Below are 13,808 nucleotides of genomic sequence, written 5' to 3'. Positions count from 1 at the left end.
TTTTGGGAAACGCTTTTCAAAATTCATGTGCATTTCGTCCGTGACAGTCACCTATTTTTACCCACTCTTATATGCTGTAGAAGAGGAGGACTGGTGATGAGCGGTTTAATGAGGTTGGACGATATGGATGCAGCCTATGGATTGCCGGAGGAATGGCAGCGGGAAGCGAACGTTAAGCTGACTGAGAAAATGACGGATCGTTCCGCCAAATTCCCCTGCATTCCGGCAGTGCAAGGACATGCGCTGAATCATTTTAGATACGGTTTTATCAACCGCGGCGAATCGCAGGAGGCGGCGGGGCAATTGGCCGCACTGCTGCATGAGTTCGGGCTCGGCTCCAGGGGCTTCGGCCCGTATACTTCCCTTGTCGTATTTATAAATACGGAACATGGCCGAGATAGCCTCGAGGGCGTGGAGTATTATGAGCGTTTGTTCTGGCAGCTGCTGAGCCGGACCACCGAATACGATACGGAGCCTTGGCCGGCGGACCTGCCGGGGGAACCAGACGATCATCTGTGGGAATTTTGTTATGCAGGCGAGCCTTATTTCGTATATTGCGGAACGCCGGCACATGAGCTTCGCCAGAGCAGGTATTTCCCCTACATGATGCTTGCTTTTACGCCTCGTTGGGTTCTGAAGCAGTTCAATGCCCGGGCCAGGCAAGCTGAACATACCAAAGTGCTGATACGCAAGCGGTTGACCGAATATGATCCAGTCCCCCCGCACCCGGACTTGAAGTTCTACGGGGCGGAGGACAATTATGAATGGAAGCAATATTTCCTGCGGGATAACGAGGAGTCTCTGTCGAAATGTCCGTTTGCAAGGCTGCACAAAGAGACTCATAAATAGAAAAATAACATGCTTCTATCATCATACCCTAAATTGGAGTAAGGGTTAACAGGCATTCCATTTCAAAAGCTGCCACTTATGCGATCATCCGCAGGGTGTCGGCTTTTTTTGCGAAGATGCGCTGCTGTGACAAGGTATAGGATTTTGCCCCTGAATTAGTAAATCTTATCCTTGTTGTACAAAAAATGACCAAGTTACACTTAAAGTGTTTCATTCGATTTCATCCCAATGCGTCAGGAGGTGTATAAGGTACGGAGCTTTCACCAGATTTGAAAACGCTTTAATGAGCCGAATACCCATGGAGAAGGAGTTGTTTAATGAATGACAAGGCTGTCCAGAACGATGAAAGGATGGATTCTCGGACTTATCGCCGTACTGGTGTTCAGTGTCTTTCCTACGTCCCAGGTTCAAGCCGCCGAGGCCTGCGCTGAGCCTGCTTGGAGCAGTTCTGCCGTATATGGCGGGGGCAATATCGTATCCCACGGAGGTAAGGCCTGGAAAGCAAAATGGTGGACTCAGGGTGAGATGCCCGGAACGACGGGACAGTGGGGAGTATGGGAGGATCTGGGAGCGTGCAATCCAGGGACACCACCGGTAGATCCCCCGGTGGATCCGCCAGTAGACCCGCCGGTAGATCCTCCGGGGACTGGTGATCGGATGTATGTCGCTTACGCCAGCTCATGGAACACCAGTATCTACGATTTGACGACTGCGAACATTCCCAATTACATCACGCATCTCAATCTAGCATTCGTAAGGCCGGACACCACGTATACGCAAGGGTCGTATGCGTTTGATCAAGCCGTAGCGGGCTTGGAATTCGTGGAAGGAGCCACGACGCCGAATGGGCAGCGTAAATTTACGGCCCAGCAGTCGCAGGATCTGCGCAACAACATCGCCGCACTGAGAGCCCGCGGAACGAAAGCGTTCCTCTCGGTAGGAGGCTGGTCGTACAGCCAAGGATCGCAGTGGTCCAGATTCAATGCCAAGAACATCGTCGATTTGGCCCTGGATCTTGGCGCAGCCGGCGTCGACATTGACTGGGAATCCAGCGGCAGCAACTGCAACAAAGGAACGGCTGCCCAGTTCAGCTGTACCAAGGATGGCGAGATCGCAGGCATTATAACGAGCCTCTACAATGAAATCCAAGCCAGGAACGCGAATTTACAGATTTCCATCGCCGGCTGGTCCACGGGCGCCTATTATGTGAAGGGGACGCCGTTTGAGGAAGGCAAGGTCCAATGGGGTTCTCCTTTTGGCGGTACCATGTACCGCGTGGTTAAGGATCATGGCAGCAAGATCGACTTTATCAATCTGATGTCCTACGACGGCGGTATTTACTACGACCCGCGCGAAGGTTATGAATCCTACAAGGCGATATACAACGGACCCATCAATATGGGCATGCAGATTGCGCCGGAGGGATCCGGCGGGGCCGTCCTGCAGTTGAATGCCGCACCGGGAACGGTATACGATGCCGATATGATGAACGGCCAGAATAACATCGCGACGGCATATTATAATGTAGAAACGATGGTAAACTACATCAAGAATAAGGGAAGAGCGAACGACGGATTCATGCTGTGGCAGCTCTGGAAACAGCGGGTTCATCAGCCAGCCCCGTCAGGCGCGGCGAACGAGAACAGCGCCGGCCAATACGTATGCCGGAACCTGCCGCTCCAAGGGGACTGCAATCAGGTCATACCAAGCCTGCCGAAATTATAATTTCTTCCGATATTCAGAAGGCGTGCAGTTCATGATTTTGCGGAATACCCGAACAAAATAACTGATGTGTCCAAATCCGACATCGAGTGCGATGTCGGATATTTTATTGTCCGGCGAACGAAGGAGCTCCGCCGCCTGGCGAACGCGATAGGAATTCATATAGTCGACGGGCGTTTGCCCGGTCATGGATTTGAAGAAGCGGCAAAATTGGCCTTCGCTCATCGGGATCAGGTCAGCCAGCTCACTCAAACGGATAGGTCGATGGTAATGACTCTGGATGTAGAGAATGACCTTCTTCAAGCGTTCCGTTCTCGTCATGTCCGCCGCTTCGCTCCGGCTGCGGTTGGCAAGCCTGCCGGAGGCTGCGGCCTGAAACAGCATGAGAAACAGATGCCCCTTAATGGCAGCCTCATATCCAGCCGGTTTGTGCTTGGACAGCAGCATCATTTCTTTTATATGTTCAAGCAGGCGCCCATCGGTCCCGGCTGTCATCCGTCTTGGAAAAGCGGCTCTCCGCTCCTGGAAGGGAACGATCATCCCTTCCTGCACAAGATCATAGCTGCTGCTGGCGAGCATGCCGACATCGAACACCATGGCGCAGAAGCTGCACCCTCCATTGCCCTGGGCGTGGCCGGTGTGCAGATCTCCCCCATCGATAAATATCGCTTCGCCCGCACGGACGGGGATATATTCCGAATCGATCTGAAACAGCACCTCGCCTTCCAGCACGTAAAAAATCTCCGCTTCCTTATGCCAATGGGAGTCTACCACATGGGCGCCGGGGGCAAATTGATACCAATAGGCACCGAAGGGGAAACGCTCATTCCCGTGGACGGTGCTTTCTTTTAACGACTGGCGGATGGATTGATCCATGCTGCACCTCCTTGGGATTTGAAGTGTTCCTGAAACACTGTTATCTGATATCAAAATTGTGCTATAAAACAATCGGATATTGTTAGAATAGGTAAAAACGGATCAGTATAATGATATTATAACGCTTACATCTGAAAGTTCAATTTTAAAAATATAGAAGGGCGGAAGTAACGATGAAATTTACAGACGGCAACTGGCTAATCCGGGAAGGGTATTCCGTTTCGGGAGCGGTTCAGGCCTATGATTTTGCGGTAAAAGGAGATACGTTGACGGCTTATGCTTCCACGGCACCGATTCCGGGCAGAGGAGCGACCATCAATGCGCAGCTGATCACCGTGCAATTTCATTCCCCGGCACCCGGCGTCATCGGCGTGAAGCTGGTCCACTATGCGGGCGTAAGAGATCGTGGACCTGCATTCGAATTGTACAAACAGAAGGGTGACCATACGGTCATCGAAGAGAACGATCAACAGGCTGTTCTTCGGAGCGGCAATCTGAGCGTCGTGATCAAGAAAGGCCCGGAATGGTCGGTCCACTTCTATAGAGGAGAGGAGCGCATCACCGGCAGCAGAGCCAAATCCATGGCGCATATCGTGGAGGACGGCGGGAAGACCTACATGCGCGAAGAGCTCGATCTTGGCGTGGGCGAGTGGGTCTACGGACTTGGCGAGCGATTCACTTCGTTTGTGAAGAACGGCCAGGTTGTGGATATTTGGAACCAGGATGGCGGCACAAGCTCCGAGCAAGCCTATAAAAATATTCCGTTCTACGTGACCAACAAAGGCTACGGCGTGTTTGTCAACCAGCCGGACCTCGTATCCTTTGAAGTAGCTTCAGAGAAAGTGAAGAAGGTTCAGTTCAGCGTGCCGGGCGAGTCGCTGGAGTATTTCGTGATTGACGGGCCCGACCCGAAAGGCGTTCTGGACAAATATACAAGCCTGACAGGCAAACCGGCGCTGCCGCCGGCTTGGACCTTCGGATTGTGGTTATCGACCTCATTTACGACGCAATATGACGAAGCGACCGTAAACTCCTTCGTGGACGGTATGCTGGAGCGCGACATTCCGCTGCAAGTGTTCCATTTCGACTGTTTCTGGATGAAGGGCCTCAACTGGACGGACTTCCAATGGGATGAAGAGGTATTCCCGGATCCTGAAGGCATGCTGAAGCGACTGAAAGAAAAAGGCTTGAAAATCTGCGTATGGATCAATCCGTATATCGCGCAGCGTTCGCGCCTCTTCGAGGAAGGCCGTGAGAAGGGCTATCTCGTGAAGAAAGCCAATGGCGATGTTTGGCAGTGGAATTTGTGGCAGCCGGGCATGGCGCTGGTGGACTTCACCAATCCGGATGCTTGCGAATGGTATGCAGGGTACCTGCGCGAGCTGGCTGATATGGGCGTGGACAGCTTCAAAACGGACTTCGGCGAGCGCATTCCGACGGACGTTGTGTATTTTGACGGCTCCGATCCTCATAAAATGCACAACTATTACACCCAGCTGTACAACAAAGTTGTCTTTGACGTGCTGGTCGAGAAATTCGGCAAGAATCAGGCGGCGGTATTCGCACGCTCCGCAACCGTTGGCGGACAGCAGTTCCCTGTTCACTGGGGCGGCGATTGTTATGCGGATTATGAATCGATGGCGGAGAGCCTGCGCGGCGGCTTGTCCCTCGGTCTCGGGGGCTTCGGCTTCTGGAGCCATGACATCGGCGGCTTCGAAAATACGGCTCCGGCGCATGTGTTCAAGCGCTGGCTGGCATTCGGCTTGCTGTCCAGCCACAGCCGTCTCCATGGCAGCAGCTCTTACCGGGTGCCATGGTCTTACGACGAAGAGGCCGTAGACGTTACGCGCTTCTTCACGAAGCTGAAGAGCCGTCTGATGCCGTATCTGTTCCATACCGCGGTACAGGCATCGGAGCAAGGCGTGCCGAGCATGCGCGCCATGTTCTTGGAATTCCCGGAGGATCCTGCAGTCGAAATGCTGGATCGTCAGTACATGCTGGGCGATTCCCTGCTCGTAGCACCGGTATTCAGCGAGAAAGGCGACGTGAAGTATTATCTGCCGAAGGGCCGCTGGACGCATCTGTTAACCGGAGAAACGGTGGATGGCGGAACCTGGCGCAAGGAAACGTACGGTTTCCTCGGACTGCCGTTGTTCGTACGCGGCAACTCGTTCCTCGCCTTGGGTGCGAGCGACGCCCTTCCGGAATATGACTATGCAGACGGAGTAGAGCTTGGCTTGTATGCATTGGAAGACGGCAGCGAAGCTTCCGCCATCGTTCGCAACATGAACGGAGAGAGCGAGCTGGTTGTACGGGCTGTGCGTGCAGGCAGCCGGATCCATTTTACGGTGGAAGGCAGCGGCAAGCCATTCTCGGTGAAGCTGCATGACACAGGAAACGTTTCTTCCGTGGAGGGCTCGGGAGTGAGCCTGCAGGAAGGAAAAATTCAAGTGGAAGCCGGTCAACAAGCAATGGCCTTCAGCGTTGCGCTCGAAGGATAAGCTCGGGTTCCCCCTGCTGTTAAGCGGGTAAAAACATAGTGAAGATGAGCCCGGACCAGCTTTGTGCTGGAGTCGGGCTTCTTCCATATTTTAGCTGGCCTTGAAAGGGAGGCTGTGCTGATATAATAGGCCTGAGGCAGGCTTTTTCGATGGAATGTAACCGTTTACTTTCACTTGCCGAAGATTAAAGGACAGGAGCGTCGACGGTCCGATGTTATCGAATTTCATTCAGCTTATAAATGACATGAAAATCCGCAATAAATTGATATTGTCATTTGTGGTCGTGGTCTTTGTACCGGTAGCCATCGTAGGGATATTCCTTACGGGAGAGCTCCGTAAATTTGCATTCGACAATGCGTTGGAACAAGCCTATCAGAACGTGGACCGGGTCAAGAAACGGTCAACCGAAGTCATCAACGTGGCGGATGATTTATCGTACCGCTTGTCCTACGACGAGCGTCTGAGGAATCTGGCCAACCGGCAATATGAAAGCGTATACGACGTGTTCGTGGCTTACAGGGAGTATCCCGATTTGCAGCAGGCGATACGGATGTACAAGGAAATATCGAATATCCGCTTCTACAGCGACAATGCGACCATGCTGAACAATTGGGAGTTCCTTTATCCCAAGGATGAAATCAGGAGTACGGAATGGTATCGGCGGGCGGAGGACGATATCGGGGTCATCTATTGGGACTACATTGAGGATGAGCGTGATCAGAAGGTGTACCTCAGCTTGATCAAGGGGGTTGATCTTGGAAGCAAGGACAACCGCGGCGTGCTGGTGATCAATGTCAACACCGGCATGCTCAATACAATCCTGAGCCAGGAAGCGTTCGACACGATTATCGTGGACAGCAGCAACAATATTGTTGCGGCTAACCGCCCGGAGCTGTACGGGAAAACGTTAGCCGAGATTGAAGATGCCAGCGGGGCCGTTTACCACGCGAGCGGCAGCTACGAGTCGGTCATCCATGACGAAGCCTCCAAGGTGCTGATCGAACCGCTGAATACGGAGTCCGGAGTGAACGGCTTGCGCATTATTTCGATATTCTCGATCGATAGCATCGTGGCGGATGCCAACCGGATCAGCAAGCTGGCGATGACCGTCATCATCATCAGCCTGCTGCTGGCCGTTCTTCTGATCTACAGCTTCTCTTCACTGATCTCGAACCGGCTGCTGCGTCTAAGCAAGCATATTACGAAGGTAGGTACCGGTAATCTCGGCGTTGCCATGGAGATCGACGGCAAGGATGAGATCGGCCAGCTGTCTCGTCAATTCAACTCCATGGTGGGCAACGTTAACGACCTGATGAACGAAGTGCAGGAGTCCAACGAACAGAAGCGGTTAATGGAGCAGAAGCAAAACGAAATCAAGTTCAAAATGATGGCCAGCCAGATCAATCCGCATTTTCTCTTTAATGCGCTGGAGTCCATTCGCATGGAGGCCCATCTCAAGGGCGAGACCGAAATTGCCCGGATCGTGCGGCTGCTCGGCAAAATGATGCGGAGCAATCTGGAGGTGGGCAGCGGAAAAACCACAATCAAGGACGAAATCGAGATGGTACAGTGCTATCTCGACATTCAGAAGTTCCGCTATGAGGACCGCCTGAAATATGAACTTCAGGTGGACCCTGAAGCGAACCGGGTAAGAATCCCGCCCTTGATCATCCAGCCGCTTGTGGAGAATGCGGTCATACACGGGATGGATCACAAGGAAGAGGGAACCTCCATAAAGGTCAGGGTCACGGCCAGCGAAGGGAAGCTGCACGTCATGACCGAGGACAATGGTGCAGGCATATCCCTGGACAAATTGCAGATGATCTACGGCTATTTGAACGATACCGACGAGAAGGACGGCGGACGGATCGGGCTCCGTAACGTACATGTCCGTCTGCAGCTCACGTACGGCCCTGAAGCGGGTCTGATCATTTATAGCGAACCGGGCATAGGAACGCGTATTGAATTCAGTATTCCGACAGGAGGAGAGAGCGATGATGAAAGTGTTGATCGTGGATGACGAACCCAAACTGCGCGAAGGGCTGAAGAGCATTGTGCCATGGACCGAGCTTGGGTATCAGGTTGTTGATACCGCAGCGAACGGGAACGAAGCGCTGGAGAAGCACGGGAAGTACGACCCGGATTTGATGCTGATTGATATCCGGATGCCGGGAATGGACGGATTGCAGCTGATCGAAGCCATCCGAGACCTGGATGCCGAGATTCATCTGCTCATCCTGAGCGGATATGCCGATTTTGATTATGCCAAGCGGGCGATTTCCCACCGTGTGGACGGATACCTTTTAAAGCCGGTGGATGAGGACGAGCTGAGCAAGTATTTGCTTCAGATTAAAGAAGCCATCGAGCAGGAGCAGGAGAGGAAGGCACTGAACAGGGCAGCCTCCGAAATGAGCCGCGAGCAGTTCATTCAGACGTGGTTCAACCCGGAGAGCAAGCCCGATTCAGCCGCTTTGCGGCATATGGCCGAGCGGTCGGGACTGTTATGGAACCATTACCAAGTGCTGCTTGTTCATCATAACGGCAGCGATGAATCCGGTGAGGAAACCGACGACCGGTTGAAAAACCAGCTGATCGAAGCTTTTGAAGAGAACGGCCGCGGCGCGGTGTTTTCCTTGCATGGACAGCTCGGTATCCTAATGCCCACGCCTGTCTTGACGGCAGGTGGACGTAAGGAATTGCTGCAGTTGGTAGAGGAAGCCGCAAGCCGGGCCGGCACGGCGATAACGGCCTCTTTGGGACGTCAGGTCCACCGTCTGGAGGATGTAGCGGATTCGTACCGTTGTGCCAAAGAACGGATTCGCGAACGGTTCTTCTATGCTCCCGGGGAGATGCTGTTTCCTGAATCCGAGCGGTTTGCCGGCGGCAACACGGATGAAGAACGGCAGCCCTATGATCCGGAGCAGCTGATGGAACAGCTCTATTATGCGGTGGATGTGGGCAACGTGGAGGTGCAGCAGAAGCTGCTATATACGGCAGCCTCAGCCATGGTGAAGGAAGAATACACGGAGGAGAGGATGAAACGCGCCTTCGTGGAGCTCCTGACCGGGGTGCACAACAAACTGATGCAGCATCATACGGAGCTGCAGTCCCGCACGAAGGAATACTCGGATCGGATTGCGGCAATATTCCGACAGCGAACGGCCTATGATCTGTGCCGCCATTCGTCCCAATTCCTGGAGGAGCTGATCTGGCAAGCGGGCAATGGCGGACGGGATCAGGAGATGAAGCGGATCATGGACCTGATTCAGCGCAATTACAACGAGAACATTAAGCTCGAAACGCTGGCTTCGATATTTAATTACAACAGCGCTTACCTCGGAAAAATGTTCAAAAATACGACCGGGGAATATTTCAATACGTATCTCGATAAGGTCCGGATCGACAAAGCCAAAGATTTTTTGAAGCAGGGCATGAAGGTGTATCAGGTCGCGGAGAAGGTCGGTTATACGAACGTCGATTATTTTCATAGCAAATTCAAAAAATACGTCGGCACGTCTCCGTCCAATTTCCGCAAGGAGCTGGACCTTTAATTTAACTGTGCCGTAACGCTGATTCGACAACGCGGCAGAGATCGGATGTGGCCGAGGTTATACAGCCCATTGTGACAGAGTATCGCATGAGTAACTGCAGTGAGCCGGCACACAGCAAATAGGCTTCAAGCTCCGCGCCGTCTGATGCCGTATTCTATATGGTTAATATTTGCACGCCTCATCACTCACCTACAACCAGACCAAACATAAGTACTTTCATATCGCTACCCTATAAGACGCGACTAAGGTACGCGTCTTTTTGTTTTCCCCTTTCCTTCCCCAAGGCATTAGCGGGGAATCCAAATGCTGCGAAGCAAAGAGCGGAGGGGCCGGAATCGTATCGGAGAAGTGCCAGCTCGCCTTTAAAGCCGGGAAACAACCTTATACTATGACCCGAAGTTTCCCGGATTTAACAGCGATCGGAGATACGATCCGGACACGGAGCGGGCTAAAGGTTTTTTCAGCGTTCTGCTTCCCCCGTATAATGTCTAATTTTTATATGATTTTTAAGCCAATCCTTCGGGTACTTCACCGTCCCAGCTTGGTTTATCATCAGGATATACAAGAGAGGAGGGGTTGGTTTGAAAGCGGTAACAAAGACGGAAAGCAGCATCCAACCTGCCGCAAAGAAAAAGAAAGGCTTTTGGACCACTTTCAAAGAGCAGAAAGTACTGTACGGAATGTCGCTTCCATTCATCGTCATTGTATTCATCTTCAGTTATTTGCCGGTGTGGGGCTGGCTGATGGCATTCCAGAATTACAAGCCGGGCAAAGGGATATTCGAGCAAAAATGGGTGGGCCTGGACCATTTCGCAGCACTTTTCGCGGACGATAAGTTTTATCTGGTGTTGCGAAATACACTCGCCATGAGTTTCATGGGATTGATCGTTGGATTCACGATTCCGATCCTATTCGCAGTCTTGTTGAATGAGCTTCGTGGAAGCGTATTCAAGAGGACCGTACAGACGATATCTTATCTGCCGCATTTTGTGTCCTGGGTCGTAGTCGCCGGTATCGTGACCAAAATGCTGTCCACGGATGGAGGCGCTGTCAATCAGCTGCTGATGTGGCTGGGGCTCATTGATCAGCCGATACAGTTCATGGCTCAGGGGAACCTGTTCTGGTACATCGTAACGGGCTCCGATATATGGAAGGAAATGGGCTGGAGCGCGATCATTTATTTGGCAGCGATTACAGGGATTGATCAGGAGCAGTTCGAAGCAGCCAAGGTTGACGGCGCGAGCCGGATTCGCCAAATATGGCACATTACGCTGCCGAGCATCGCCCCTACGATTGCTATCCTGCTGATCATGTCCATCGGTCATTTGATCAGCATCGGTTTCGAGAAGCAGTTCCTGCTGGGTAATCCGCTGGTGGTGGATTATTCCGAGGTGCTTGACCTGTATGCGCTGAATTATGGACTTGGCATGGGACGTTTTTCATTCGGTACGGCCATCGGAATGTTCAACTCGGTCGTAAGCATCATCCTGCTGCTGCTAGCCAACGGCGTGTTCAAAAAATTCACGAAGCAATCGATTATGTAAGGGGAGGGAAACAGCATGGCACGAACCAAAGCAGCATTCAAGCCCTCGCTCTCCGATCGGGTGTTTGATATCGCGAATTTTACCATCATGGCACTGGTCATGATTGTCACACTCTACCCGTTCCTGAACGTTCTGGCGATATCGCTGAACGATTCCGTTGATACGGTGCGCGGGGGAATCTACATCTGGCCGAGGGAGTTCACGCTGGATAACTACGTGCAGATTTTTAAATACGACGGCTTGGTCACCGGGGCCAAAAACACGATTCTCCGTACGCTTGCAGGGACCTTTCTGGGCTTGCTAAGCGGCACGATGCTGGGCTACGTCCTCAGCAGGGTAGATTTTCAGGGAAGAAAGTTCATGTCGACCTTTCTTGCGCTGACGATGTATTTCTCCGGCGGAATGATTCCGGTGTTCATCCTGATCCGCGACCTGAACATGATGAATTCGTTTCTGGTCTACATCATTCCGGGCATGGTGAGCGCGTTTAACGTATTCGTCATCCGGTCTTTCATCGACAGCCTGCCGTACTCGCTGCAGGAATCGGCAAAGCTTGACGGGGCCAACGATTTTACGATCTATTACAAAATTATTCTTCCGCTCTGTAAGCCCGTGTTGGCTACCATCGCCCTGTTCCTGGCTGTCGGGCAGTGGAACTCTTGGCTCGATACGTATCTTTACAACGGCAACGCACCCCATCTCACCACGCTCCAATTCGAGCTGATGAAAGTGCTGCAGAGCACCCAAGGGCAAACCAGCGGCATGATGACCGGGCAGAATATGGCCGAGATCGTGAAGCAGGTGTCGCCGGAGTCGATCAAAATGGCAATCACGATCGTGGTAACGGTTCCAATATTGCTCGTGTATCCGTTCCTGCAGCGGTATTTTGTGAAAGGTATGACGCTTGGAGCGGTAAAAAGCTAGGCGCATGTAACGGTATCAGCAGGCACAACGTCCTGTTATACGATAAATGATCAAAAATCGATTTAGGGGGTATAGCAATGAAACATAAGAAGAGATTGTCGCTCCTGCTCGCGATCATGATGATGGCTACATTCGTTCTGGCGGCGTGCGGCAACGGCGACAGCAACAATAGCGCAAACGGCGGCGATGAGGGCAGCGGCGGAAGCGATACGCAGCAGGAAGAGAAGCTCGAGCCGATGACCATGACGTATTACAGCGCGGATTCCAATGCGAACTGGGCCAATATGCAGGATGCGGTCGGGAAGAAGCTGACCGAGAAGACCGGCATTACGATCCAAGCCGAATATGCGGTGGACGGCTCTAATCAGAAGCTTCCGCTGATGGTGGCGAGCGGGGAGTACCCTGACTTGGTATTTGCCAAGGGGGACGCCAATCTGTTCGTGGATTCCGGGGCGTTTATCGATCTGACGGATCTGATCGAAGAGCATGCGCCAAACATCAAGAAGGTGTACGGAGAATATATGAGTCGCCTGAAATGGAGCAACGAGGATGAGGCCATCTATGTCCTTCCGACGCTTGCGGCAGTGGATCATCAGGCACTCGATGCCGGCGGCACGTTCCAGATCCAGCATGAGGTGCTGAAAGAACTCGGATACCCTGAGCTGAAAACGGTGAAGGATTATGAGAAAGCGCTGAAAGACTATGCCGAGAAACACCCGACCATTGACGGCCAGCCGACGATTCCGCTGACGTTGAATGCGGACGGATGGAGAATCATGATCTCGGTAACGAACCCGGCGTTTATCGCGACAGGCGTATCGGATGACGGCGAGTACTATATCGACCCGGAAACAACCGAGGCGAAGCTTCATTACAAGCGGCCGGAAGAGAAGGAATACTTCCGCTGGCTGAATCATATGAACGCCGAGGGCTTGTTGGATAAAGAAACGTTCGTGCAGAAGACGGACCAATACGAAGCGAAAATTTCCTCCGGCCGCGTCCTTGGCGTCATTGATCAGGAGTGGGGCTTCGGCAATGCAACGAACGCACTGAGAACTGCCGGCAAGGAAAACCGCACCTATGCGAGATTCCCGATCCAGCTGGATGAGTCCACGAAGGATGCAACGTTCCAAGACACGGGTTACGTCGCCGGATGGGGCGTAGGCATTACGACATCCGCCAAGGATCCGGTTCGAATCATCAAGTTCCTGGATTATCTGGCTTCCGAAGAAGGGCAAGTTTTGATGAATTGGGGTATTGAAGGCGAGCATTACAACGTGGTGGACGGCAAGCGAGTTATTCCTGAAGACGTCCAAGAGCGTAAAACCTATGACAACGCCAACTTCACGAAGGAAACAGGAATCGGCTTGTACAATGCGATGTTCCCTCGTTACGGCGACGGCGTGAAGGATTCGACGGATAACTATTACACGACGAACTTCCCGGAGACGATCATCGAGAATTATACGCCGGCCGCGAAGGAAACGCTGAAAGCGTACGGCGCGGAAATGTGGAAAGACCTGTGGCCGAAACAAGAGGAATTTGATGTGAAGCCGTGGGGCGTCGCTTACAACATTCCGGTACCGAGCGACTCCAATATCAATATCACGTACAAAAAGGTGGAAGAGATTACCCGGAAGCGGATTCCGGAAGTCATTCTTGCCGATCCGGCGAAATTCGATGCACTGTATGACCAGTTCATCAAAGAACTGAATGATGCCGGCGCCGAGAAAATGGAGCAGGAATACACCCAATTGGTACGCGAACGCGTGGAACTCTGGAATAATTAAGGTAGAGGCGAATCGAAGGGGCCGGCAATATGCGGCCTCTTTTGCCGCTAT

9 protein-coding genes are annotated in these 13,808 nt (G+C 52.5%); 8 read left to right on the top strand and 1 reads right to left on the bottom strand.

Annotated elements, in window-relative coordinates; genetic code table 11:
* Positions 1-96: 96 nt before the first annotated feature.
* Entirely contained in the window at positions 97-849 is a 753-nt protein-coding gene (locus tag MHH82_RS28710; protein WP_015737536.1) for a YqcI/YcgG family protein, read from the top strand.
* A gap of 321 nt (positions 850-1,170) precedes the next feature.
* Complete coding sequence (locus MHH82_RS28705) at positions 1,171-2,574, top strand: glycosyl hydrolase family 18 protein (RefSeq protein ID WP_015737535.1); 1,404 nt, start codon at positions 1,171-1,173, stop codon at positions 2,572-2,574.
* Here the strand turns inward: MHH82_RS28705 and MHH82_RS28700 are convergent.
* Positions 2,569-3,447, bottom strand: coding sequence for a helix-turn-helix transcriptional regulator (locus MHH82_RS28700; protein WP_340968997.1), 879 nt, complete (start codon positions 3,445-3,447; stop codon positions 2,569-2,571). The two genes, MHH82_RS28705 and MHH82_RS28700, sit on opposite strands and share 6 nt — an antisense overlap.
* Positions 3,448-3,620: 173 nt before the next feature.
* Between MHH82_RS28700 and yicI the strand changes: the two genes are divergently transcribed.
* The 6 genes from yicI to MHH82_RS28670 all read left to right on the top strand — a co-directional run bounded on the left by yicI (position 3,621) and on the right by MHH82_RS28670 (position 13,757).
* Positions 3,621-5,948: an alpha-xylosidase gene (gene yicI, locus MHH82_RS28695; RefSeq protein ID WP_340968995.1), complete on the top strand. Its 2,328-nt coding sequence runs from the start codon at positions 3,621-3,623 to the stop codon at positions 5,946-5,948.
* A gap of 211 nt (positions 5,949-6,159) precedes the next feature.
* Entirely contained in the window at positions 6,160-7,968 is a 1,809-nt protein-coding gene (locus MHH82_RS28690; RefSeq protein WP_145041009.1) for a cache domain-containing sensor histidine kinase, read from the top strand.
* Positions 7,943-9,499: a response regulator transcription factor gene (locus MHH82_RS28685; RefSeq protein ID WP_340968991.1), complete on the top strand. Its 1,557-nt coding sequence runs from the start codon at positions 7,943-7,945 to the stop codon at positions 9,497-9,499. The genes MHH82_RS28690 and MHH82_RS28685 overlap by 26 nt, the downstream gene beginning before the upstream one ends.
* Before the next feature lie 581 nt (positions 9,500-10,080).
* The gene (locus tag MHH82_RS28680; RefSeq protein ID WP_009592813.1) at positions 10,081-11,043 is read left to right on the top strand and encodes an ABC transporter permease; all 963 of its coding nucleotides are present in this window, start codon (positions 10,081-10,083) and stop codon (positions 11,041-11,043) included.
* Between the two features lie 15 nt (positions 11,044-11,058).
* A complete protein-coding gene (locus MHH82_RS28675; RefSeq protein ID WP_009592812.1) occupies positions 11,059-11,967 on the top strand; it encodes a carbohydrate ABC transporter permease in 909 nt (302 codons plus the stop codon).
* 77 nt (positions 11,968-12,044) lie between these two features.
* Positions 12,045-13,757 carry an ABC transporter substrate-binding protein gene (locus tag MHH82_RS28670; RefSeq protein WP_340968989.1) on the top strand — a complete coding sequence of 571 codons (1,713 nt, stop codon included), beginning with the start codon at positions 12,045-12,047 and terminating at the stop codon, positions 13,755-13,757.
* The last annotated feature ends 51 nt before the right edge of the window (positions 13,758-13,808 follow it).

The sequence above is a fragment of the Bacillus sp. FSL K6-6540 genome (assembly GCF_038007545.1).
Note: the sequence above shows the minus strand (reverse complement) of the source record. Positions and strands in the feature narration are given on the sequence as shown.